The sequence below is a fragment of the Deinococcus aquaedulcis genome (assembly GCF_019693445.1).
Classification (GTDB): domain Bacteria; phylum Deinococcota; class Deinococci; order Deinococcales; family Deinococcaceae; genus Deinococcus; species Deinococcus aquaedulcis.
In genome coordinates this window covers 17602-40690 of record NZ_JAHRBL010000010.1, presented here as the reverse complement: position 1 = coordinate 40690, position 23089 = coordinate 17602, and the positions used below count along the sequence as shown (strand labels likewise).

The 23089-nt window shown below is 68.1% G+C and carries 23 protein-coding genes; 11 read left to right on the top strand and 12 right to left on the bottom strand.

The genetic code is table 11. The features are described 5' to 3' along the window. Positions 1–439: 439 nt before the first annotated feature. Positions 440–970 carry a DUF4142 domain-containing protein gene (locus tag KMW22_RS12470; protein ID WP_221090378.1) on the bottom strand — a complete coding sequence of 177 codons (531 nt, stop codon included), beginning with the start codon at positions 968–970 and terminating at the stop codon, positions 440–442. A 421-nt stretch (positions 971–1391) separates the two neighbouring features. On the opposite strand from KMW22_RS12470, the gene KMW22_RS12465 reads away from it, so the two are divergent. The 3 genes from KMW22_RS12465 (at position 1392) to KMW22_RS12455 (ending at position 4384) form a co-directional block, all read left to right on the top strand. Continuing rightward, the gene (locus KMW22_RS12465; RefSeq protein ID WP_221090377.1) at positions 1392–2864 is read left to right on the top strand and encodes a GGDEF domain-containing protein; all 1473 of its coding nucleotides are present in this window, start codon (positions 1392–1394) and stop codon (positions 2862–2864) included. A gap of 340 nt (positions 2865–3204) precedes the next feature. Next, complete coding sequence (locus tag KMW22_RS12460) at positions 3205–3699, top strand: DUF892 family protein (protein WP_221090376.1); 495 nt, start codon at positions 3205–3207, stop codon at positions 3697–3699. Between the two features lie 61 nt (positions 3700–3760). Further along, complete coding sequence (locus tag KMW22_RS12455; RefSeq protein WP_221090375.1) at positions 3761–4384, top strand: hypothetical protein; 624 nt, start codon at positions 3761–3763, stop codon at positions 4382–4384. Positions 4385–4642: 258 nt separating this feature from the next. Here the strand turns inward: KMW22_RS12455 and secA are convergent, their stop codons facing one another. Then, positions 4643–7252: a preprotein translocase subunit SecA gene (gene secA, locus KMW22_RS12450; protein ID WP_221090374.1), complete on the bottom strand. Its 2610-nt coding sequence runs from the start codon at positions 7250–7252 to the stop codon at positions 4643–4645. Positions 7253–7414: 162 nt separating this feature from the next. On the opposite strand from secA, the gene KMW22_RS12445 reads away from it, so the two are divergent. Beyond that, a complete protein-coding gene (locus KMW22_RS12445; RefSeq protein WP_221090373.1) occupies positions 7415–7876 on the top strand; it encodes a hypothetical protein in 462 nt (153 codons plus the stop codon). Between the two features lie 57 nt (positions 7877–7933). Here KMW22_RS12445 and KMW22_RS12440 read toward each other — a convergent pair whose 3' ends face one another. Further along, positions 7934–9118, bottom strand: coding sequence for an amidohydrolase family protein (locus KMW22_RS12440; protein WP_221090372.1), 1185 nt, complete (start codon positions 9116–9118; stop codon positions 7934–7936). 155 nt (positions 9119–9273) lie between these two features. After that, positions 9274–10215 carry an alpha/beta fold hydrolase gene (locus KMW22_RS12435; RefSeq protein ID WP_221090371.1) on the bottom strand — a complete coding sequence of 314 codons (942 nt, stop codon included), beginning with the start codon at positions 10213–10215 and terminating at the stop codon, positions 9274–9276. Between the two features lie 126 nt (positions 10216–10341). Between KMW22_RS12435 and KMW22_RS12430 the strand changes: the two genes are divergently transcribed. Continuing rightward, on the top strand, positions 10342–11331 hold the full coding sequence (locus tag KMW22_RS12430; RefSeq protein WP_221090370.1) for a polyprenyl synthetase family protein: 990 nt from the start codon (positions 10342–10344) through the stop codon (positions 11329–11331). Positions 11332–11338: 7 nt separating this feature from the next. Here the strand turns inward: KMW22_RS12430 and KMW22_RS12425 are convergent, their stop codons facing one another. The 5 genes from KMW22_RS12425 to KMW22_RS12405 all read right to left on the bottom strand — a co-directional run bounded on the left by KMW22_RS12425 (position 11339) and on the right by KMW22_RS12405 (position 14454). Next, positions 11339–12127 (bottom strand): N-formylglutamate amidohydrolase, encoded by a 789-nt coding sequence (locus tag KMW22_RS12425; protein ID WP_221090369.1) that lies wholly within the window; start codon positions 12125–12127, stop codon positions 11339–11341. A gap of 55 nt (positions 12128–12182) precedes the next feature. Further along, positions 12183–13268, bottom strand: a complete 1086-nt coding sequence (locus KMW22_RS12420; RefSeq protein WP_235692913.1) for a LysM peptidoglycan-binding domain-containing M23 family metallopeptidase — start codon at positions 13266–13268, stop codon at positions 12183–12185. Positions 13269–13348: 80 nt separating this feature from the next. Beyond that, entirely contained in the window at positions 13349–13789 is a 441-nt protein-coding gene (gene dtd / locus KMW22_RS12415) for a D-aminoacyl-tRNA deacylase (RefSeq protein ID WP_221090368.1), read from the bottom strand. Between the two features lies 1 nt (position 13790). Further along, positions 13791–14063 carry a DUF1844 domain-containing protein gene (locus KMW22_RS12410; protein WP_221090367.1) on the bottom strand — a complete coding sequence of 91 codons (273 nt, stop codon included), beginning with the start codon at positions 14061–14063 and terminating at the stop codon, positions 13791–13793. Between the two features lie 25 nt (positions 14064–14088). Further along, a complete protein-coding gene (locus KMW22_RS12405; protein ID WP_221090366.1) occupies positions 14089–14454 on the bottom strand; it encodes a hypothetical protein in 366 nt (121 codons plus the stop codon). Positions 14455–14862: 408 nt separating this feature from the next. Here KMW22_RS12405 and KMW22_RS12400 point away from each other — a divergent pair, with 408 nt between their 5' ends. Further along, complete coding sequence (locus KMW22_RS12400; RefSeq protein WP_221090365.1) at positions 14863–15492, top strand: C40 family peptidase; 630 nt, start codon at positions 14863–14865, stop codon at positions 15490–15492. A gap of 142 nt (positions 15493–15634) precedes the next feature. Here KMW22_RS12400 and KMW22_RS12395 read toward each other — a convergent pair whose 3' ends face one another. Next, positions 15635–16288: an outer membrane lipoprotein carrier protein LolA gene (locus tag KMW22_RS12395; RefSeq protein ID WP_221090364.1), complete on the bottom strand. Its 654-nt coding sequence runs from the start codon at positions 16286–16288 to the stop codon at positions 15635–15637. Positions 16289–16384: 96 nt separating this feature from the next. Then, complete coding sequence (locus KMW22_RS12390) at positions 16385–17413, bottom strand: hypothetical protein (protein WP_221090363.1); 1029 nt, start codon at positions 17411–17413, stop codon at positions 16385–16387. Between the two features lie 75 nt (positions 17414–17488). Here KMW22_RS12390 and KMW22_RS12385 point away from each other — a divergent pair, with 75 nt between their 5' ends. From KMW22_RS12385 to KMW22_RS12365, 5 genes are all read left to right on the top strand, one after another. Beyond that, positions 17489–17998, top strand: a complete 510-nt coding sequence (locus KMW22_RS12385; protein WP_221090362.1) for an LEA type 2 family protein — start codon at positions 17489–17491, stop codon at positions 17996–17998. 329 nt (positions 17999–18327) lie between these two features. Further along, entirely contained in the window at positions 18328–19500 is a 1173-nt protein-coding gene (locus KMW22_RS12380) for an amidase (protein WP_221090361.1), read from the top strand. Beyond that, positions 19497–19925: a hypothetical protein gene (locus KMW22_RS12375; RefSeq protein ID WP_221090360.1), complete on the top strand. Its 429-nt coding sequence runs from the start codon at positions 19497–19499 to the stop codon at positions 19923–19925. Before KMW22_RS12380 ends, KMW22_RS12375 begins: the two co-directional genes overlap by 4 nt. Positions 19926–20048: 123 nt before the next feature. Further along, positions 20049–21428 carry a tRNA (N6-isopentenyl adenosine(37)-C2)-methylthiotransferase MiaB gene (gene miaB / locus KMW22_RS12370; RefSeq protein WP_221090444.1) on the top strand — a complete coding sequence of 460 codons (1380 nt, stop codon included), beginning with the start codon at positions 20049–20051 and terminating at the stop codon, positions 21426–21428. 86 nt (positions 21429–21514) lie between these two features. After that, positions 21515–22066, top strand: coding sequence for a hypothetical protein (locus KMW22_RS12365; protein ID WP_221090359.1), 552 nt, complete (start codon positions 21515–21517; stop codon positions 22064–22066). A 62-nt stretch (positions 22067–22128) separates the two neighbouring features. On the opposite strand, the gene KMW22_RS12360 is transcribed toward KMW22_RS12365, so the two are convergent. Continuing rightward, positions 22129–23076, bottom strand: a complete 948-nt coding sequence (locus tag KMW22_RS12360; RefSeq protein WP_221090358.1) for a ring-cleaving dioxygenase — start codon at positions 23074–23076, stop codon at positions 22129–22131. Positions 23077–23089 lie beyond the last annotated feature (13 nt).

Below are 23089 nucleotides of genomic sequence, written 5' to 3'. Positions count from 1 at the left end.
AGGGAAGTCCTCGTGTACACGGTTCAATGAGGTTCTGTCCGTCGCCACGCGAGCGGTGCCGATCTCCCGCAAAGAAGGGGGAGAAACACATTCTGCTCTGAGGCGCTCTCCTTGTGCGACCTGGGGAGCGCCGCTGCAGAGGGGCTCTCATACCTGTACGGTGACAGAACCGACCAAACCAGTGTTGCGCGGTGCATATCCTGGGCGGCCTCGCCCCCACCCTCTGCTCAGGAAAAACCCCGCGCTCGGCGGGGTGGCCCTGACCGACTTCACCCGGTCGGCGTTGACTTGTGGGTGCCTCTATCGTAGGCGGCCAATGTGAGGCCCTGACCCGCATTGCCTACAGAAGCCCTGAATACCGTTGCACATGAAACGATCTTCAGAAAGCGCGCCCCCTGCCCGTTCAATCACCGACAGGGGGCGTAAAGGCGAGTGTTGGTTACATCCCGGGCAGGGCCTTGGCCTCTTCCAGGTGCATCGCTACAGCGGGCTGCATCTTGGCGGCGTAGGCCAGCACCTGGGCATCGGTGCCGATGGTGCGGTAGGTCTTGATCAGGTCCAGGGTCATCTCGTGGCCCTGGATCTGCACCTTCATGTACATGGCGTCAAAGGCGGCTCCCGACAGGGTGCTCAATTTGTTGTATTGGAGGCGCTGATCGGCACCGGGCTTGTCGGTCAGCTTCACGCCCTTCATGGCGGCCAGTTGCAGCAGTTCGCGGTGGGCCTGGGTGTGGGCCTCAATCATGTGCTGGGCAAAGGCACGCACCTGGGCGTTGCTGCTTTTCTGCAGGGCCAGCTGCGAGGTCTGAATCTCGGCGAGGTTGCTCATGGCGGCCACTTCCATGAACAGCACGTTGGTGTTGTTGCTCACCTGGGCGGTGCTCACGGGGCCCATGGGGGCCATACCGGCGCCACCAGCCAGGGCGAGGGAAGAGGTAAGGGCCAGGGTCGTCATCAGGATTCGCTGCATGGGCGTATCCTGCCGGCCCGTTGCCCCAGGCAGATACCGCCTGCCTTGAGCCTTTCCCTACCGCTTGCAGAGCCGGCCTTAGGCTGGGCCGGGCGAAGAGGGCCGGCCCACGGAGGGGGAACGCTGTTGCCGGGCCAGGAAAAAGAACAGGGCACGGCCAGCATTCCTCTACTCCGCCCCGGCAGATTTGTGGATTTCATGACAGCGCGGCCCGTTGCTGTTAGAAGCCTGACAGACGGGCACCCACCCACCTGCCACGCTGCGGGCCAGGGGCAGGGTGCCGGGCTCGTCCTGGCCCATGGGCACGCGGTTTAGGGGCCATGCCGGCATGCCAGCCTATTCAGACCCCTGTCAGACCGGCTCCCCAATACTTCACCTCAAGAGTCTGCCTTTCGTTCTCCTGCCCCCGAGGTGACCTGCCATGCCCCTGCTACGTTCTGGGTCATTCCGCATTTTCCTGCTGCTGCTGTGCGGCGTGCTGCTGCCCCTGCTCTGGCCGGGGCTGCTGCCCAACCTCTGGAACACCTCGGGCTTTGCGGCGGAGCACCACGAGACCTGGCCGGCCGCGCTGGTGGCGCTGCATGTGGGCAGCGACCTGCTGGTGTGGCTGTCGTACACGGTGATTGCGCTGCTGCTGGCGCTGCTGGTGTACCGCAACCGGGCCCACCTGCCCTTCGACTGGGTGGTGTTGGCCTTCGGGCTGTTTATCGTGGCCTGCGGGTTTACCCACGTCATGCACGTGGTGGTGCGCTTTGTGCCGGTGTACTGGTTTGACGCCTACGTGCGCGCCCTGACCGCCATCGTGAGCGTGGCCACGGCAGCGGCCCTGCCCCCGCTGATGCCCCGCGTGAGTCAGGCCCTGCGCGCCACGGCCGAGTTGCAGCGCAAGGAACAGGAACTGCAGCAGGCGCTGCGGGTGAACACGGCCCTGCTGAACATCGTGCAACTGGCCCAGGAGCGCCGCCCAGCCCTGGAAGTGGCTGAACATGTGCTGCTGCAATTTCAGGGCGCCCTGGATGTGGACTGGCTGGGCCTGTCGGTTCACGACGGCGCGGCCCCGCAGGTGCGGCAGGTGTGGCACTCGCCGCGCGTGTCTGGCCCGCTGCTGCACGCGCCCCCGCTGGAAAACGGCCAGAGCCTCGCCGCGCTGGCCACGGAAACCCAGCGCTCGGTGTTTGTGGACGACTACGCTGCGCATCCGCGCGCCCATCCCCTGTACCTGCAGGCGGGGGTGGCCTCGGCGGCCTTGGTGCCCCTGGGCAGCGGCAGCGGCGCCCTAGTACTGATGGCCGCCAAGGTGGGGGACAACCGAGGCTGGGCCGACTGGGAACGGCAGCTGTTTGAAGCCGCGCGGGTGTCCGTGAATGTGGCCCTGGAGCGCCAGAGCCACCTGCGCCAGCTGGAAAGCGCCGCCCTGCAGGACGCCCTGACCGGCCTGAACAACCGCCGCGCCTTTGAAACCGACCTGAACAGTCTGGTGGCGCGCGAGCAGCCCTTTGGCGTGATCATGATGGACCTTGATGGCCTGAAGGCCGTCAACGACGCGCTGGGCCACGAGGCAGGCGACCAGCTGCTGCGGCTGTTCGGCCAGGGGCTACGGTCCCATATGCGCGCTGGTGACCGCTGCTACCGGCTGGGCGGCGACGAATTTGCGGTGCTGCTCTCTCACGGGCAGCCAGGCGTAGAGGGCGTGCTGTACGGGCGCATACGCTCGGTCATGACACAGGTGCAGGCGCAGGGCTTTGCACAGGCGGACGTGAGTGCGGGCATCGCCTTCTTCCCGCACGAGGGCGCAGGGGCCGAGAGCCTGCTGCGGCTGGCCGATCAGCGCATGTACGCCATGAAGGCCCTGCACCGCCGCCCCCGGCCGGGCGAGGACCCGACGCTGAATTAGAGCAGTTGACATAAAGAAGATGTTGGTGCTTGACCCTCTCCCGTCGTCGGAGAGGGCCCCGCGCAGCCAGGGGTGAGGGGTTCTTTTGTCAACCGCTCTAGGTGGAAAGTAGACGGGAAGTAGGCTGTGGGCAACACGGCCCATGACCCCGGCGGCGCTGAGCAGAAGTCAACTCAAGATGGCCAAAGCGGCTCCGCTGAGTTCCCTTTCCGCCCCTCTGCACCCTTCACACCTGGGCTTGAGCGTCTCTCCATCTGGGGCGCTGCCGTGCACTGGGGTGGACATACTGACTCCGACCGCCCCCCCGTGCCTTCGCCACGCCCACCCCAAGGAGGATGCTATGCCTGCCCTGAACACCCTGATGGCTTTGTACCTGCAGCAGCTGCGCGACCTGTATTCCGCCGAAACCCAGTTGCTGGGCGCCCTGCCGCGCCTGATCGCGGCGGCCAGCGACCAGACATTGCGCACCGGCCTGGAACGCCACCTGGACCAGACCCGGGTGCAGGCGCAGCGCCTGGAAGGCCTGTTCATGGATCTGGACCAGTCGCCGGGCGGTCAGACCTGTCAGGCCATGCGCGGCCTGCTGGCCGAGGGCGACGAATTGCTGCGCCGCGATGCGCCCCCGGCGGTAAGAGACGCCGGCCTGATTGCCTGTGCCCAGCGCGTCGAGCACTACGAGATTTCGGCCTACGGCACGGCCGCCAAGCTGGCCGATGTGCTGCAACTGCCCCACCATGCCGAACGCCTGCGCCTGAGTGAGCGCGAAGAACAGGCCGCCGACCTCACGCTGACGGCCGCTGCTACACCCATCAACCGCGCGGCGCTGGGGCTGTAGGCTCGCCAGCGCCAGCAAACTGTCCCCCCGACTGTCCCACCCCTCGCCGCATCATGGCGCCATGAAACGAATCGTTGCTCTGGCCTGCGCGCTCCTCTTCGGTACCGTCACAGCGGCCTCTGTGGAAGGCACTTACGATGTCACGCAACGCTTTTCTGGCGGCCTGACAGAAAAGGCCCAGCTGAAGATCACCAAAACGGCCGCCGCACTGCGCTTCGAGTGGGATGGTGGCGCGCGGGTGGGCGTGGGCCTGCAGCTGGGTGACTATGTGGCCGTGGCTTTCGGGGGGCCCAACTGCGGCGTGGCGGCCTACGAGCGCAGCGGGCGCACCTTCTCTGGGGTCTGGACCATGACCGGCAAGGCCAAGGGCACCGAGAAATTCGATTGGGACGGCCAGAAAGCCACGCGGACGGCCGTCAGTGGCGCCAACCCGGATGGCAGCACCTACAAGGGGCAGCTGCTGCTGGGCGTGCAGGACGAGTACAGCGCCGTGGAGTGGCAGATTGGCGACGACACCACGCCCGGCGTGGGCCTGCTGAGCGACGACTTTTACGCCGTGGCCTTTGGCGGCGAGGAGTGCTCGGTGGGGCTGTATACGGTGATGGGCGGCGTGCTGGCTGGCCGCTTCTTCCAGGGTGAGGAGCAGGACGACGTGCCGCTAGGCGAGGTAGCGACGCCCCGGTAAGGGCATGGGTATCAGGGCAGAGACAGAAGGAAGCGCCCTGGACCGTGAACGGTGGTCCGGGGCACTTGCGGCTGGTGTGCAGAGTGCTTGGGGCAAGGCAATGAGGCTCTGTCTGCCAGGACGGCCCATCGCTGTGGCTCCTCATGAAGCTTCGCGGGGCTCAGCCATTTCTGCCTCGTCTTCTCTCCTCTACCCCACTTCACACAAAACGACCCGGGGCGCCCACCTGCTTGCGGGCGCCCCGGGCTTCAGCCAGCTTTACGCGGTCTGGCCGAACTGCATGCGGAAGATGAACTTGGTCACGTCCGCTTTCAGGTTGTCAATCATCTCGTTGAACATGTTCGTGGCTTCGAACTTGTATTCGGTGAAGGGATCGCGCTGGCCGTAGCCGCGCAGGCCAATACCCTGGCGCAGCACATCCATGCCGTGCAGATGCTCTTTCCAGTGCTGGTCCACCACCTGCAGCAGCACGTAGCGCGACAGGCTGTTCAGCATGGTGGGGCTGAGCTCTTCCTTGCGGGCGTCAAAGGCGTCGGCCACGGCCTGCAGCAGCGTGTCCTGGGCCTGGGCGGGGCTCATGGCGCGCAGGCTCTCGAAATCAAAGCCTTCGAGCTGCGGCACGGCGTCCAGCATGGCGGCGCGCAGGCCTTCAATGTCCCAGGTGTCGGCGTTCTGGTCTATGGGCAGGAACGTCGCCAGCTGCAGGTCCACGAAGTCCGCGATCATGCCTTCGGCACTTTCTTCCACGTCCTCGTCGCGGCCCAGCAGCACCTCGCGGCGCTGGGCGTAGATGGTGTCGCGCTGCTTGCTCATCACGTTGTCGAACTCCAGCAGCTGCTTGCGGGTGCTGAAGTTGCGGTCTTCCACGCGTGCCTGCGCCTTTTCAATGGCGCCCGTGACCATCTTGGCTTCAATGGGCTGGCTGTCATCCATCCCCAGGCGGTCCATCATGGCGACCACGCGCTCGTTGGCGAACAGGCGCATCAGGTCGTCCTCGAACGACACGTAGAAGCGGCTGCTGCCGGGGTCGCCCTGACGGCCCGCACGACCACGCAGCTGGTTGTCAATACGGCGCGACTCGTGGCGCTCGGTGCCGATGATGTGCAGGCCACCCAAAAACTGCACCTTGTGCCGATCAGCCAGAATATCGGCCTGCAGCTGCACCGCCTGCCGGGCAAAGTCCTCGGTCATGCCGGGAATCAGCATGCCCAGGGCCACGGCGCCCTCGTCCTGACGACTCACCGCCTTGATGAAGTTCTCGGCTTCGGGGGCAAAGCGGCTGATGCCAAAGTTCTGCTCGATGGCCTCCCCGATGATGAATTCGGCGTTGCCGCCCAGCATGATGTCGGTGCCGCGTCCGGCCATGTTGGTGGCGATGGTCACGGTGCCCGACCGGCCCGCCTGCGCCACGATGCTGGCTTCCTGCGCCTCGAATTTGGCGTTCAGCACGCTGTGCTTGACGCCCGCCTGGGTCAGCAGGTCGCTCAGCTGCTCACTGGTGACAATACTGGCTGTGCCGATCAAGACCGGGCGCCCGGTGGCGTGCATCTTGATCACTTCCTGCACCACCGCGTTGTACTTGCCCATCTTGGAGCGATACACCAAGTCGTCCGAGTCATCGCGCTGCACGGGGCGGTTGGTGGGAATCACCAGCACGTCGCTGCCGTAGATGTCCAGGAATTCCTTTTCCTCGGTCTTGGCGGTGCCGGTCATGCCCGCGAACTTGTTGTACAGGCGAAAGAAGTTCTGGTAGGTGATCGTGGCGAGGGTCTGGTTCTCGTTTTCGATCTTCACGCCTTCCTTGGCTTCAATGGCCTGGTGCAGCCCTTCGCCGTAGCGGCGCCCCGGCATTGAGCGGCCCGTGAACTCGTCAATGATGACCACTTCGCCTTCCGCGTTCACGATGTAATCCTTCTCGCGGTGGTACAGCTCCCGGGCGCGGATGGCCTGGGTGATCATGTGGGCCTTGTCCATGTTCTCGGGGCTGTACAGGTCCGACAGGCTCAGCAGGCGCTCAATCTTGGCAATGCCGCCTTCGGTGAGGTGCACCTGCTTGCTCTTCTCGTCAATGGTGTAGTCGCCCGTGGGCTCGGTGCGCACGCCGGGTTCGGCGGGCTCGCCCTTTTGCAGCCGGCGAATCAGTTTGGCGTACACGTAGTACAGGTCGGTGGCCTTTTCGGCGGCCCCCGAGATGATCAGCGGCGTGCGGGCCTCGTCAATGAGGATCGAGTCCACCTCGTCCACGATGGCGAAGTTCAGGGGATGCTCGGCGCGCAGCGACAGCGCCTCGCGGCTCTGGGCCATGTTGTCGCGCAGGTAATCAAAGCCCAGTTCGCTGTTGGTGACGTAGGTGATGTCGCAGGCGTAGGCGGCCTGCTTCTGGTGCGGTTGCAGGTCGCGGCTGGCCAGCCCCACGGTGAGGCCCAGGGTGCGGTACAGCAGGCCCATTTCTTCCATACCCACCCGCGCCAGATAGTCGTTCACCGTGACGAGGTGGCACCCACGGCCTTCCAGGGCGTTCAGGGCCAGCGCCAAGGTCGCCACCAGCGTCTTGCCTTCACCAGTGCGCATCTCCGCAATGCGGCCCTTGTGCAGCGCGTAGCCGCCGATCAGCTGCACGTCGTAGTGGCGCTTGCCAATCGAGCGGCGCCCGGCCTCGCGAATCAGGGCAAAGGCGGGCACTACCACGTCGTCCAGGGACTCGCCGCCCTCCTGCACGCGGCGGCGCAGGTCCATGAAAGCGGCGGCCAGATCTTCAATTTTCTGGGTTTCTTCTTCCAGCGCATTCACGGGCTGCACAATCGTCTTGACGATCTGCGCCACGTCGCGCTGGTTGTTATCGAACATTTTGTTCAGGACACGGAACATGACAAGCGAGTATAACGCGCCCCGTGCCGGCAGGCGGCTGCGATTTCAGTGAGACAGGCGTAAGCATCTTGAGTCCTGTGGGCTCAGGGAGAATGAACGGTGGCTCTGGGCGCGGTGAAGGTGGGCCCGGTCACGCTCATGCGCCGCCCGTATGCTGCGCGCATGACCAAGCCCGCACTGCTGCTCTCGTTCACCCTGCTGCCGCTTCTGGCGTCCTGCGCGCCCCTGGCTTCCTTGCTGACGCCGCGCGAGGGCGGCCCGGCGCCCCGTACAGCTGGGCCGCTGACGGTGGGGCAGACCTGGACCGTCAGCGGACAACTGGAAGGCAGCCCGGTCACGGCCACCGTGGCGGTGCCGGATCTGGTGAGCGTGAGCGGCGGCACCGCCACCGTGGGCGGGCTGGATCAGGCCGACGCCTTTTCACGCGGGCGCCCAGGCTTCGCCGTGGCCACCTACGACGGGGACCGCCGCGTGCTGAACTTCGAGTGGATTGGCAACAGCGGCGAGCGCTACACCTGCCGCCTGGACACCCTGCTGAGCCTGCCCTACACCGGCCGCCTGACGCGCCTTCAGGGCACCAACGTCGTCACCGGGCCCTGCCAGGCCACGGTCAGCCAGCCCTGACCGGGGCGGGGCACATGGCCCCGCGTCCGCCATCCCTCGCCGCTGAAGCCCCGGGCCTCAGCGGCGGGTTTCCTTGGCTGCTGACCAGATGAACGCCTCCTGCCAACCCTCGCCCCGGCGGATCAGGGGCGCGCGGGTCCCCAGCACGCGGTGACCACCCTTGACGGCCGCGCGCACGATCAGGCGGGGGTCCAGTTCCGGATAGAGGCGCCGGGCGAAAGCCACCTCGTCGCGCACGTCCAGCGTTTCGCCGCTGGCCACGGAATCGGTGCCCAGGGCCACCTCCACTCCGGCCGCTGCAAAGGCGGTCCAGGGAAAGACGCCGCAGTCCAGGTGCTGGTTGGAGCGCGGGCAGGTCACCACCGCGCAGCCCGCGCGCGCCACCCGGGCGATGTCGTCTGCGGTCACGTTCACCATATGCACCAGGGTGGGCCGGGCGGCCAGCACGCCCAGTTCGTCCAGGTAGCGCACCGGGGTCAGGTCAGGCTCGGGCGCGCGGCCAATCACCTCGGCAAAGGTGGCGGTGTACAGCGCGGGCATCCGGTTGTCCCACAGCGGACCCCCGCCCGTGGCGAACAGCTCCACCTCGCTGGGGTGCTCTGCCACATGAATCTGCAGGGGCAGGCCCTCGCCCGCCGCGTACTCGGTTACCAGGCGCATCAGGCGGTGACTGACGGTAAAGGGCGTGTGCGGGGTGAGGCCCACGCGCAGTTCACCTGCCCGGGGGTGGCGCCGCCAGCCGTCCACCAGGGCGCGCATGGCGGCAAAGCGCTCCTCGGCCTGCGCCGGAATGGGCCCCAGCACCTCGAAGTACAGCACGCCGCGCAGGTCCTCACGGGCCAGTAGGGCGTCCATGACGGCCGGAATATTCACAATGTCGCCCACGCCGCCTACCCCCTGCGCGACCAGGGTCTCGGCTCCGGCCAGGGCGCCGTCCACACCCCGGCGCTCACGCTGGGCAATGACCACCTCGGGCAACCAGCGGAAATACGGCAGGGCCTGAAACGCATAGGCACTCATGTCCAGGTGGGTGTGGGCGTTCACCGGGGGCGGGGCAATCACGCCGCCCACGCACTCCTCTTGTGCGTGGGGATAGGCGGCGCGCAGGGTGTCCGGGTGCCCGGTGGCGGCCACCGTGCCGCCCACCACCACCACAGCGCCCGGCGCCTGCGCGCCCCCCATGCCGGTGTACAGCACGTCGCACACGAGCAGGCGGGGGGTAAAGGCGGCAGGCGCAGTCATGCGCGCCATGCTAAGGGCCTCGCCCCTTCTCTGACAACGTTGCAGGGAAGCGCCAAAACGTTGCCATTTTCGGTGAAGGAGACGTTCTTTGCTCCCCTCTCTGCTGCGCCGCTGTCCTCGTCGGCTCGGTTGATGTTCAAACCAGCCGTGCACGTTTACCGGGTCTCTGCCTCGTTCCAGAAGCGGTCCAGGGCCGCTTTCACCTCGCCCGGGCGGTCAAACTGGGGCAGGCCGTCGGTGCCCTCAATGCGCACGGCCTGCACCCCCGGACGCCCCAGCAGTTCAGGCAGGCGCTCGAAAGACGTGAACGCGTCCTGGTCGTACAGCACCAGCAGCGGCCCGCTCAGTCGGGCGTACAGCTCGCCGTAGGCGTCGGGCGTGAACAGTACGCCGCTCAGAAACGCCAGCGGAGCGTACACGGCCCCCGGCTGGCGCGAGGTCTCCAGGGCGTAGGCCAGCAGGCCGTCATCCACGGGCCCCCGGAACGAGCGGCTCAGGAAGTATTCGATGCTGGGGCGGGTGCGCAGGGCGCTGTACAGCGGCCCCGACACCGCGCGCAGGGCCCGGCCCGTGTTCGGGTTGGGTTCGCCCCGCGCCCGGCCCAGGCCCGTGGGGCTGATCAGGGCGAGGCGGCGGATGCGCGGGTCGGCCAGGGCGGCGCGGGCGGCAAATTCACTACCCAGGCTCAGGGCCACCACGTCCACCTCGGTGCCCAGGGTGTCCAGCAGGGCCCGGAGGGCCGAGACCATCAGGGCCGGGGTGTAGGGCACGTCGGGGCGGGCACTGCGGCCAAACCCGGGCCACTCCAGGGCGTACAGCGGGCGGCTGCCGGCATAGGCGTCCCACAGCGGCTTCATCTCGTAGGCGCTGGCGGCGGCATTCACGCTGTGCAGCAGCACCAGCGGGCGCCCGCTGCCCCGGGGATCGGCCGTGTAGGCCACCGCTCCGAAGCCCGGCAGGCTCAGCGTGCGCTGTTCGCCGCTCAGGGCGGGGCGCAGCGAGGCCGTGGGCGCCGCCTGCGCCGCCGCCAGCCCCAGTGCGCCCAGCAGCGCCAGCACCAGCAGGGCCCAGAGGGAACGCAGCAGAGGGGGCGCCATGACCATACGTTGCATCTTGGCCGGTCCAGGCGGCGCGGCACTGTCGGCGCGGCTGCACTTGGGGCATCTGTGCGGTGCGCACGCGAGGCCGGGCCGCCCCAGCGCCATGCTCTATGCTGCCCGGCGATGCGCCCCGAACTGCTGTCCCGCGTGCTGTCGCTGCTGCCCCAGTCTGCCCAGAGGCCCGAACTGCAGGGCTACCACGACATGCTGCGCGACTATCCGCAGCGGGGCGGCAAGGGCCTGCGCTCGGAGCTGCTGCTGCTCAGCGCCCGCGCCCACGGCCTGCAGGTCGGCGGGCCCGGCTGGGAAGGGGCGCTGTGGCTGGCCGCCGCCCTGGAACTGTTTCAGAACTGGGTACTGATCCACGACGACATCGAGGACGACAGCGAGGACCGCCGGGGCCGCCCCGCGCTGCACCGCCTGCACGGCGTGCCGCTGGCCATCAATGCGGGTGACGGCCTGCACGCCTACATGTGGGCGGCCGTGCACCGCGCCGGGGTACCGGGGGGCATGGACGCCTTCTTGCAAATGATTCACCGCACCGCCGAGGGCCAGCACCTGGACCTGTGCTGGGTGGAGCGCCGCGAGTGGGCGCTGCGCGAGGCCGATTACCTGGAGATGGTGCGCCTGAAAACCGCCTACTACACGGTGGTGGTGCCGCTGCAGCTGGGCGCGCTGGCCGCTGGGCAGGTGCCCCACCCCGGCTTTGAGGCGGCGGGCCTGGCTCTGGGCACCGCCTTTCAGATCCGCGACGACGTGCTGAACCTGCTGGGCGATCCCCTCAAGTACGGCAAGGAGATCGGCGGCGACCTCTTGGAAGGCAAGCGCACCCTGATCGTGCTGCACTGGCTGCAGAGTGCACCCGAGCAGCAGCGCGAGGTCTTCCTGGCCCAGATGGCCCGCCCACGCCCCGACAAGGACCCGGTCACCGTGGCTCAGCTGCAGGCATGGCTGCTGGAGAGCGGCAGTGTGACCCACGCCCAGGCCTTCGCCGCCCAGGAAGCCGCCGCCGGCCTGCAACTGCTGCAAACTGCCCTGGCCGCTGCCCCCGAGGCCACCGCCGCCGCCGAGCTGCTGCACACCGTGCGCGACCTCGCCACCCGCGAGGCGTGAAGCCGGGTTAGGCCAGCAGCGCCAGCGCCGCCCCGGCAAAGGCGATAAAGCCCCGGTTCAGGGCACGCAACTGCTCATCCTGGGGCTGCCCACCCTGCAGGTACAGCGCGGTATTGAACTCGATGCCGAACGCTGGAATCCCGGCGCGCGCCCCGTGCACGCGGCTGAGGGTATCGGTGCTCCAGGGTTCGCCTACGGTCACCCGGGGATCGGGGCTGTGGGCGATGGCCGGGGCAAACGCCTGCTCGGCAGCCTGCTGCAGCGCAGGCCACAGGGCCACCGGAAAGGTGGGGGCCTGGGCAGTGCCCGGCATTAAGCAGACGGCTGGGCGCGGCTTTCCGGTGTCGTGGCCCAGGGCGGGGCCATGCGGCGCCATCGCGTGTCCCACGATCATCAGGCGGCTGCGTGGCGCTTCGGTCGACAGCAGCGCGTCGAACGGGTCCCACAGGCGGCGCAGGCGATCCTCGCGGGCCTCCTCGCCCAGCATGAAGCCGGGGGGATACAGCGTGTCTCGGTCAAACCCCGTGAGTTTCAACACCCCATTGTCGGCCCGGTCACCGCGCTCGCGGTTGAGGTCGGCGGCAAATCGGCTCCAGGGCGCCTGCACGTGGCGGGCGCCGGGCACGTGATACAGCAGCTCGGTGTAGGGGTCGCCGTCCAGAAACACGCGCCGCAGCAGGGCCTCGCGCGCAGGCGTGTCGAACATCGCCTCGCCCAGCATGCCCCACAGCACGTCCGCCGGCAGCTGCCCGGAAGAGTGGGGCGTGACGATCAACAGGTCGCGGAGCGGGGCCATGCGCCAGAGCATAGTGTAGCCCTCGCTCAGCCTTCAGCCAGCAGGGGTCAGCGCCTCAGCGCGGCCACAGGCGGTTCATCCAGCTCGCGGGGTTGGTGCCTTCGCCCCGCACGCGGATTTCCAGGTGCAGGTGGGGGCCGGCACTCAGGCCCGTGCTGCCCACCTCGCCGATCTTGTCGCCGCGCGCCACCTTCTGACCCACCTTCACGCTCACCTTGCTCTGGTGGAAATACAGGCTGGTGACCCCCGCGCCGTGGTCAATCACCACGAGGCCGCCGCGCACGGGGTAGCGCCCGGCCACCACCACGGTGCCGTCGTTCACGGCCAGGACGGGGGTGCCGCTGCGGGCGGGGTAGTCGGTGCCAAAGTGGTAGGCCACCGCGCCGCCCGCCACGTAGGTGCGCGGCTGCCCGAACGAACTGCTGGTGGGGGCCATGCCCCTGAGGGCCGGGGCAAAGGGGCGGCTCCAGGCCTGCGGGGTGCGCCGCGCGTACGCCCCTTCCACCAGGGCGTCTTCAGCCTTGCGGGCGGGGTCCTGCAGCACGCCGCTAATGCGGGGGGGCAGGTTCAGGTGCTGGATGGGCTGGTCCAGCCCGGCCACCGGAATGCGCCCGCGCACGAGCGCGCCGTCCAGCGTGACCTCATAGACCACCGGGGTGGTCTTGCCCAGCACCACGCGCCCAGGAACCACGTATTCGCCCGCCGCGCCTGTGGGTTTCAGGGCCTCGTTGGGGCGGCGCACATCCTCGCCCACCTCACTGGGAAAGCGCACGGTGGCCTCGCCCGCCCGCGCGCCGCTGAGGCGCACCACAAAGGCCTCGCCCATGCGCAGGCTGGCGGGCACGGTGATGTTCACGCCCGCAATGCGCGCGCCGGTGGGGGTGGGGGCCAGTTGCTCCGGGGGGAGGGGCGCAGGCGTGGCTGGCGCAGCCGGGGTGGCCGCCGTGCCCGCGCCTGGCAGCTTCAGTTCCTGGCCCACCTTCAGGGCGGTGCCCTGCAGCCCGTTCAGGTGCGCGAGCACCTCGACGGTGGTGCCGTTGGCGCGCGCAATGGAATACAGCGTGTCGCCGGGCTTGACGGTATAGGCCGCCGCGCCCCCCACACAGAGGAGCGCGGCCAGCAGGGCAGTGCGGCGGATCATGCGGCGCAGCATAGGGTGGGCGGCGGTGAGAACAAAGAGGGCCGGGGGGCCGGGCACGGCAGGCCCCCTCCTGCCCGTTTTTACGCCACGTCCAGGGTGAGGGTCACGGGGCCATCGTTGGTCAGGTCAATGACCATGTGGGCGCCGAAGACCCCTTCACCCACGGGCAGGCCCAGGTCACGCAGCGCCGCGTTAAACACCGCGTACAGGGCGCGGGCCTGCTCGGGCGGGGCCGCGCCGGTAAAGCTGGGGCGGTTGCCGCTGCGGGTATCGGCGTACAGCGTGAACTGGCTGATGCTGAGGATACCGCCGCCAATGTCCTGCACGCTGCGGTTCATCTTGCCGGCCTCGTCGCCAAAAATACGCAATTTGGCGATTTTGGCGGCGAGCACCTGGGCGGTCTGCTCGGTATCGCCGGGGGCCACGCCCAGCAGCAGGACCAGTCCTGGCCCGGTCTCGCCGGTCACCTGCCCCGCCACGGTGCAGCGGGCCTGCGTGACCCGCTGAAGCACAGCGCGCACGCTAGCCCTGGCCGCCGGGCGCCTGCAGGCGGGCGTGTAGGCTGGTGATGGCGTCGCTGAGCAGTTCGGCTTCGGTGAAATCCAGGTTGCCCCGGGTTTTCTCGGCCAGCATGGTCAGTAGCTTCAGGCTGCGTTCGGCGGTCTGGCGGGCGCGGCGCTCGTCCAGCAGGCCGTCGCGGGCGGCGCTGGCCGTCGCCGCGTTCAGGTCGCCCAGCGCGGCCTCGGCGGTGGCCTGCAGGGTGTTCACCAGTCCAACAAAATCCGGGTGGGGCATCACGCGCCTTAGTGTAGGGGCCCGGTCAGGGACTGAGGCGAGGGCGCTTGCTGCGGGCCTCGCGCCGGGTCTTGGGGTCCAGGCCCACCAGCAGGAAAAAGTTCTCCAGGGCGTTTTCCTGGCCCTTGATGTCGGGGTGGGCGTGCTCTGGGGTGCCAGTGGCAAAGGGCAGCGCGCGGTAAAGCTCCAGCGCGTGCGCAATCACGTCGTCGGGCCCGTGGGTCTCGGCAACGGTGCCCAACTGGGCGTAGACCTCCCGGCGGCTCTCGGCGTGCTTCAAAAAGGCCTCGGGATGGGGGGTCTCGCTGGCCCGCAGCATGTCCTGACGCGCAATGCGGCGGTAATGCTTCAGGCCCAGCTGAATCTGCTCGGTCGAGAGGGTTTCCTTCATGCTGCCTCCTAGCCTAACCCCTGCGCGCGTTCTGCCGAACCCTCCCCGTCCCACCTGGGGTGCCAGAGAGCGGCGTGACGGGGCATAGTCCTGCATGCGCCTCCATGCCGCCCCTTGATCGGCTGGAATGGGCACCCCGCATCCGCCAAAAGATGACCACCCAAAGCCATGATGAGTAAAATGAGAATATCGGAAACTCGGCATTCAGCGAAAAGTGCCTGAGTCACGGCAGAAGCCAGTGATCTGAAAACATGAGCCTGGACTTGAGAATCCTGAACGCAGGAGGCTCATAAAGGGGAGGCCGTACAGGTCAGACGACGCATAAACGCCGTATAGGCGCATACCAGCCCCCCAAATTTCCATGAATTAAGGACAACTAAATAAAGAGACGATAAACTGCCCCCGTCGATGAAACTCTCTCGTGCCTTCCTAACTGTCCTGGCTCTTTCGAGCACCGCCAGCGCCGCCACCTACACCGTGAAGCCTGGAGACACCCTGTACTCCATCGCCAAGGCCACGGGCGTGGACGCCCCCACCCTGATGAAGCTCAACCGCTTAGGCAGCACCACCATTCAGGTGGGCCAGAAGCTCAGCACCGGCGGCAGCGCTGGGGCGGCCGCCCGCCCGGCGCCCGCCGCCCCGGCGGCCCCGGTGGCGCGCACGGCCGGCGGCGCCTACGTTCGCGCGGCAGCCAGCAACTTCCTGGGCATTCGGTACGTGCTGGGCGGCACCGGGCGCGGCGGCATTGACTGCAGCGGCTTTACCATGAACGTGTTCCGCCAGCTGGGCATCAGCCTGCCCCGCACCGCCGCCGCGCAGTGGCGCGTGGGCAGCGCCGTGAGCCGCCGCGACCTGCGCGCAGGCGATCTGGTGTTCTTCAACACCCTGGGCCGCACCGCCAGCCACGTGGGCATCTACCTGGGCGACGGCCTGATGGCCAACGCCAACAGCTACCAGGGCCGCACCGTCATTGAGCCCCTGTTCGGCAACGCCTACTGGGCCACCCGCTACGACGGCGCCCGCCGCGTCCTGAACTAAAACCCGCAGCCCTAAAAAAGTTTCATCGACACCCCCGCCACACGGCGGGGGCTTTTTGTGGTTGGTGACCAGTCAGAGCGGGCCAGCCCATAGGTGCGCCCGGAGCCTTGAACAGACTCCGGGCGCACCCCTGTACGGTTTGTTACTGGCGAATAATCTGGGCGTCCTTGGGCAGGGCGCGCAGGGCGGCGGGGGTCAGGCCGCTGTTCACGCGGTAGTTGGACACGTTCAGGTCGGCCACGGTCTTGCCCGCGCTGCTGAGCACCTGAATGCGGGTGGGGCGCCAGCCCGCTTCGGTGATCCACACGCGGGTGCGGTCGCCGCCGCCGCTCTTGGCCGTGGCTTCCAGCTGGTACTGGCGCGCGCCCGCCGCGCCGCTGGTCCCCAGCAGCTTGACGTTGTAGCCGCTGAGCAGGGTCGCCGTGTTGCTCAGCTGGGTGAAGTCGAAGCCGAAACCAGCGGCGTCGGCGGCCTTTTTGGTGCTGGTCACGGTGATCTGGTTGGTGAGGTACAGGTACTGCCGCACTTCGTTCTTGTCGGCCACCACCACGTTGTCGGCCAGGGCGTCGGGGGCGGCGAACTGCACGCGGGCCACGCTCTGGGCGGGGATGGCCTTGATGGTCATGTCGATTTTCTGGGTGCTGCTGTCCAGGGCGGCGGTGCCGCTGAGGCGGAAGGACACGTCCTTGGCAGCCTTCTGGGCGGCGTCCACCTTGGCGAGAATGTCCTGGGCGGTCTGGGCACCAGCCACCGGCAGCAGGGCGGCCAGCAGGGTCAGGGTCAGGCGTCGGGTCATACGCGGCAGTATCCCGCCCCCACACATGAGAAGGCATGCGGGCGCCTGACGGCAGGTTTAACCTCGCACTGGCGCAGCTTTTTCGTCAGGCTGGGATCAGGGCTGCGTGCCCAGCGGCAGGGCGTAGGAGACCCGTGCGCCGTAGCCCAGGCCGCCGCTGCGGGTGCGCCCACCGCTGACATTCAGGGCCAGGGTGCCCGGCCCGGCGGTCCAGGTGGCTTCCAGACCGGCACGCAGGGGCGTGCTGGCCGTGCGCCAGGGCTCGTAGGCGGCGTACAGGCGCAGGGTGCTGCCCTCGCCCAGCACCTCGGCAGCTGACACGCTGCCTGTGACCCCGAAGGTCTGCGGGCCCACCAGGGCGTCCAGGCCCAGGCTCAGGCCGCTTTCGGTGGCGTAGCCCAGGCCGCCGCTGAGCCCCAGCACCCCGCGCCCCGCACGGGCCCCCAGGCGCCACGAGAGGGTGCCCACCGTCTCCTGCTCAGGTTCGGCGGCCGGCGTTTCTTCGGTGGGGGCCTCGTCAGCCGGGGCGCTGTCGGTGGGGGCGGATTCGGGCACGGGCGCCTCGGCCCCGGCGGGCACGGCGCGGGTGAGCACGCGGCGGCCCTCCACCCCAGCCAGCAGGTGCGGCTGCGCGCCGAACTCGCCGCCCGCCACCGCCACCAGATCGCGCGACAGGCGGTAGCGCACCGCCACGTCGCCGCTCAGCCCGCGCTCCCGGAGGTCCGTGGAGGCCTCGGCAAAGGGGGCCAGTGGATCGGCCGCCTGCGCCGCCACCGTAAAGGCGCTCAGGCCCAGGTTCAGGGCCACAGGCCCCAGGCTGCCGGTCACGCGGCTGCCTGCGCGCACGCCGCCCTGCCACGTCACCAGCAGGCTGCTGCGCGCGCCCACGGCCCCCAGCGGCGGTAGGGCCAGGCCCCGGCCGTAGCTCAGATCGGCGCCCCGGGTGCCCACGCCAAAGGCGGCGGTGCCGCCCAGCACCTCCACATCGCTGATGCCAGCGCGGGCCCACAGGGGGCTGCCGGGGCGGGTATACGCCACCCCGAACTCCAGGGTGGCCGCCTGGGCCGCGCCCGCCAGCAGGCCAGAGAGAAGGGGAAGCAACAGGCGCGGGGCAAAGCGGTGCATGGGGGCAGCGTAGCAGGGCCACGTGGCGCGGGCACCGGTCAGGATCGGGCAAGGCGGGCGCGTTAAGGTGGGGGTATGCCCGGACGCCGCCTTCTGCCCGTGACCTTCGCCGCTGTGCTGTGTGGGGCGCTGAGCGCCTGCGCGCCGCTGCAACAGGTGTTTCAGGTGCCGCAGGTGGCCGTGGAGGACATCCGTCTGACCCGCCTGACCCTGCCCGGCGGCCTGGGCGCCGCCCCTGTGGCCGACCTGAGCGTCACCCTGCGCGTGACCAACCCCAATCCCCTGCCGCTGCGGCTGGCGAACCTGGGCGGCGCGCTGGTGATTGACGGGTTCGAGGTGGGGCAGGTGAGCTTTCCCAACGTGGCGCTTCCGGCACGCGGCGAGGCCCTGCAGCCCGCCGAACTCTCCATTCCGGTGTCGCTAAACACGGCGGCCTCGTTCCTGAAGGTGGCGCGCGGCCAGCTGGTCACCTACCGCCTGGACGGCCAATTCAGCGCCGACCTGGGCCCGCTGGGGCTGCAGGCCTTTGGCCCGTTCACGCTGGCGCAAGGGCAATGGAAGCAGCCGGCCATCTTGCCGTTCTGAACACGAAGCGCGGTCGGGGCAGCACTGCATGGCTCTGAGGTCAGTGACCGAATGCAGGTGACAGCGCAGCACGCTTCCAATCAAGTGCGGTAAGAGGTTGCTTGGGATGCCCCAGCTGTTGACCTGTACTCGGCCTCTCGCAGCGAGAACTTTCTCCGCGCCCGGCAGGGAGACGGCCCCCACTGCCTTCTCTTCTCCTCCCCTTGATGGGGGAGGCCGGATGGGGGTGAACAGGCAGCCTCCACCACGTTTCCCCCATTCCCCCTACGCCCAAGGCCTCCCCTGGCCGTCCCAACCAGCCCCCACTCCCCTCCCTTACCCTGAAGGGCGTGAGTGCTCCCCCCCTCCCCGACCCGCAGCGCGCCTGGGCCTACCGCCCGGCCTCTCCCCTCTCCGGGGCGGCCCAGGGCCCCCTGGCGGGGCTGACCTTCAGCGTGAAAGACCTGTTTGGCGTGCCCGGCTGGCCGCTGCAGGCCAGCACCCGCGCCCCCGTGCCCGACCCCGGGCCCAGCCCCCTGGTGGCCCGTCTGCTGGCCCTGGGCGCCAGCGCCACTGGCAAGACCCACCTGCATGAAATTGCGCTGGGGATCACCGGCCACAACGGACACGGGGGCACCGAGCATCCCTTCTGGCCCGGCCATATGCCGGGGGGCAGCAGCAGCGGCGCGGCCGTCAGCGTGGCGCTGGAACAGGTGGATTTTGCCCTGGGTACCGATACAGGCGGCAGCATCCGCATTCCGGCGGCGTGGTGCGGGGTCGCCGGCTTCAAACCCACCAAGGATCATCCGGCGTGGCCCACGCAGGGCATCTTGCCCCTTTCGCCCAGCTGCGATCATGCAGGCCCGCTGGCGCGCGACGTGCAGACCATCGCCCGGGTGCACGGCGCCCTGACCGGCCAGCCCGTCCAGCCGGCGCCGTGGGGCGGGGTACGGGTGGGTCTGTGGCTCCCCAGCGGCTGGGTAACCCCGGAGGTGGAGGCCGCCACGCACGCCGTGGCCGCGCAGGTGCAGGCCCTGGGGGCCACGGTCGAGCCCGTCACTTTCCCCGAGGTGCTGGACGCCTACTCCCCCACCGTGCTGGGTGAGGCGGCGGCGGTACACCGGGCTGCACTGGCCCAGGCCGACCCGCCTTTCCTGCCCTTCACCCTGGCCGCCCTGCAGCAGGGCGCGGCCCTGACCGAAGCCGAGCGCGAGGCCGCCCAGGCCCGCCGCGCGGCCTACCGCGCCGACCTGGACGCCCTGTTCGCCCGCGCCCAGGTGCTGCTGGCCCCCACCGTGCCCTGCCCGCCGCCTCTGATCGGCCAGGAGGAACTGGAACTGCCCGGCGGGGCTGTGCCGCTGCGCCGCGCTGTGCTGAGGCTGACCGCGCCTTTCAGCCTCCTGGGGGTGCCCGTGGTGGCGTGGCCTTCGCCTACCCCTTTTGTGGGCGTGCAACTGGTGGGCCGCGCAGGGCAGGACGACCGCCTGCTGGGGCTGGCGCTGGGGCTGGAGGGTGCGCAGTGAAGCGGCTGTTCTGCCTCTCGCTGGCCGCTGGTCTCGCCGCCTGCGCCCCCGCCCCGCAGGCCCAACCGGTGGTGACCTACGAGGGCGAGCTGCGGGTCCTACTGCTGCCCCAGCGCGTGCGCGTGACCTACACCGTCAATCCCCTGACCCACGAGGTCAAGGGGGCCTACCGCAACCTCAGCAGCGGCGACACCTTTGTGCTGGAAGGCACCCTGCTCCCCGGCCCAGAGGGTGACACCCTGACGGCACGAATCACCCCCGCCGAGACAGCGCGCCTGAACGCCAGCGTGCTGGGCTTTGGCATCAGCAATATTCCCCTGAAGGCCAGCGCCACCCTCAGCGCGGTGCAGGTGCGTAACCTCCTGACCGGCACCCTCACCGTGAATGCGGTGCGCTATCCCCTCACCCTGAAATGGGTGCCGTAGGGCGCGCCAGGAAACGCGCAGCGGCCCGGCGCACACAGTACAATTCAGCGTTCGCCCCTGCACCCACGCAGGGCGCGCCAAAGGCCCCGGAATCCCTCCGTCAGGCTGAAGGAGTTGATAGGTATCAAGGCGCATCTCATTACATACGGCTGTCAAATGAACGAGTACGACACGCACCTCGTTCAGTCTCAACTGGTCAGCTTCGGGGCCGACATCGTGGATACGGTGGACGAGGCCGATTTCGTGCTGATCAACACCTGCGCGGTGCGGGGCAAACCTGTGGAAAAGGTCCGCAGCGTGCTGGGCACCCTGCGCAAGACCAAGGCGCAGCGGCCCCTGGTGGTGGGCATGATGGGCTGCCTCGCGCAGCTGGACGAAGGCCAGCAAATGGCCCGCAAATTCGGCGTGGATGTGCTGCTGGGGCCCGGCAGCCTGCTGGATATTGGCAAGGCGCTGGAAGGCAACGAGCGCTTCTGGGGCCTGGCCTTCAAGGACGAGCTGCACGACCACATTCCCCCGCCGCCCACCGGCAAACTGCAGGCGCACCTGACGATCATGCGGGGCTGCGACCACCACTGTACCTACTGCATCGTGCCCACCACGCGCGGCCCGCAGGTGAGCCGCCACCCGGACGACATCCTGCGCGAACTGGACACGCTGCTGGCGGCGGGTGTGCAGGAAGTGACGCTGCTGGGCCAGAACGTGAACGCCTACGGCGTGGACGGCGGCGCGCGCCTGGGCGGCTACCCCAGCTTTGCAGGGTTGCTGCGCCTGGTGGGCCAGAGCGGCGTGCGGCGCGTGAAGTTCACCACCAGCCACCCCATGAATTTCACCGAGGACGTGGCCGCTGCGATGGCTGAAACCCCCGCCATCTGCGAGTTCGTGCACCTGCCCGTGCAGAGCGGCAGCAACCGCGTACTGCGCCGCATGGCCCGCGAGTACACCCGCGAGAAGTACCTCTCGCACATTGCCGAGATCCGCAGGCACCTGCCCGGCGCCGTGCTGGCCACCGATATCATCGTGGGCTTTCCCGGCGAGACCGAGGAGGACTTTCAGGAGACCCTCAGCCTGTACGACGAGGTGGGCTACGACAGCGCCTACATGTTCGCGTACAGCGCCCGCCCCGGCACGCCCAGCTACAAGCACTTTGAAGACCTGCCCCGCGAGGTCAAGACCGAGCGCCTCAGCCGCCTGATCGCCCGGCAGAAAGAGTGGAGCGCGCGCAAGAACGCCGAGAAAGTGGGCACCACTCAGGAAGTCCTGCTGCGCGGCGACGCCCACGACCCCGCTTTTCTGGAAGGGCACACGCGCGGCAACCACCCCACCGTGGTGCCCAAGGCTCTGGGGGCAGACCGCGCCGGCATTTACGCCGTGCGCATTGAGCACGCCACCCCGCACATGATGTACGGCAAGATTCTGGACGCCCAGGGCCACGAGCTGCCCGAATTGCCGCGCCTGGACCCGGCCTCGGCAGCGTTGAGTGCACCGCTGGCCATGGCCTAAGCACTTTTCCCAATATTTGCCCCGCCTGAAGCATCTCTCAGGCGGGCGTCACGTTTGGATCAGCCTGAGGATGCACAGTGAGAGCCATGAAGAGAATCGCAGCAGTGGCAGCCCTTGGTGTGACCCTAGCTAGTTGTAACGTTGTAGTGGTTCCACCTGATTACGTCAACAATGACAGCGTTCGCTTAAGAACAACCTATATCCAACAGGGCACCAATGCTTACGTGGCATGCGACCGCACACTTTTTAGTGACGGTACCAGCACAACGCAAAATATAGTGGTGGCTGAGTTCGCCGGTAGCGGTTTTGACCTTGTGACTTTGGAATTGACGGGGGATATTTCTCAGTCCAAGTCGGTCAAACAATTTAATAGAGCCGATCTCCGCACGTCCAGCCGTGGCAACTTCCTTATTGATTACGTAATTGACAGCAGCGTACTGCCAGCGAGTGTGAGCCCTCAAGACGTGGATATCAATCTACGCTACCGTTATGTCAACACGTCCAACGTTCAACGCGGACGTTTTAATGGGAAAGTCACTGTCAGCAGCGGCTCGGCTTCGGACAGCGCGACGTCACAGAACTATATTCCGGTCTACACATCATGCGTGGCCACAGGTGATGCTGTTTCACCTGACTGAGTGCATAAAGAGCAACGCCTCTCTGCGAATGAGGGGCGTTGCTCTTTATGCTGCCATATCATCTATTCCAGCGGCGTCAATCCGGCTTCAATCTGGGCGCGGCGCGGCTCTAGGAACGGGGCCAGGATCAGGGTCTCACCCAGGTGGGCGGGGTCCTCGTCCACAGCGAACCCGGGGCCATCGGTGGCCAGTTCAATGAGCACGCCCTGGGGCTCGCGGTAGTAGATGCTGCGGAACCAGTGCCGGTCCACCTCGCCGCTGGTGCGCAGGCCCAGGCCGCGCAGGTGGGCCTCCCAGGCGTGGTACTGGTCATCTGGCACCCGCAACGCGAGGTGGTGAACCCCGCCCGCCCCAGGCCGCGCGGGGGGCAGGGCAGGGTCCAGGCGCAGGTGCAGCTCGGCGTGTGGGCCGCCCTCGCCCATGCGGTACACGTGAATGGACCGCGCCTCCCCCTCGGGGTCGGCGTAGGTGTCTGCGGCGTGCAGGCCATAGGCTTTTTCCAGCACGCGCCCGGTGGGAAAGAGGTTGGGCAGCGTCAACTCGACAGGCCCCAGCCCCAGGATCTGGTGCTCGGCCGGCACTGGGCTGCCCGCCCACGGCACGCCAGCCGGGCCCCCTTCCACTAGGCTCAGGCGCTGGCCCTCGGGGTCCTGAAAGTCCAGATGGAGTCGCCCGGCGCGCGTGACCGGGGCCACCCGCAGGCCCTGACCTTCCAGGCGCGCCTGCCACCAGTCCAGGCTGCCCTCCGGTACGCGCAGGCTGGTACGGGAAATAGAGTGGTTACCGCGCTGCTCGGGCGGCACCGGCCACTCGAAAAAAGTCAGGTCGCTGCCGGGGCTGCCCTCGGCGTCGGCGTAGAACAGGTGATAGGCGGTTACGTCGTCCTGATTCACCGTCTTTTTGACCAGCCGCAGGCCCAGCACGCCCGTGTAAAAGCGCAGATTCTCGCGGGCATTGGCCGTCACGGCGGTCACATGGTGCAGCCCGTGGGGAACGAGGGAAGGAGTCATACCATTACTCTAA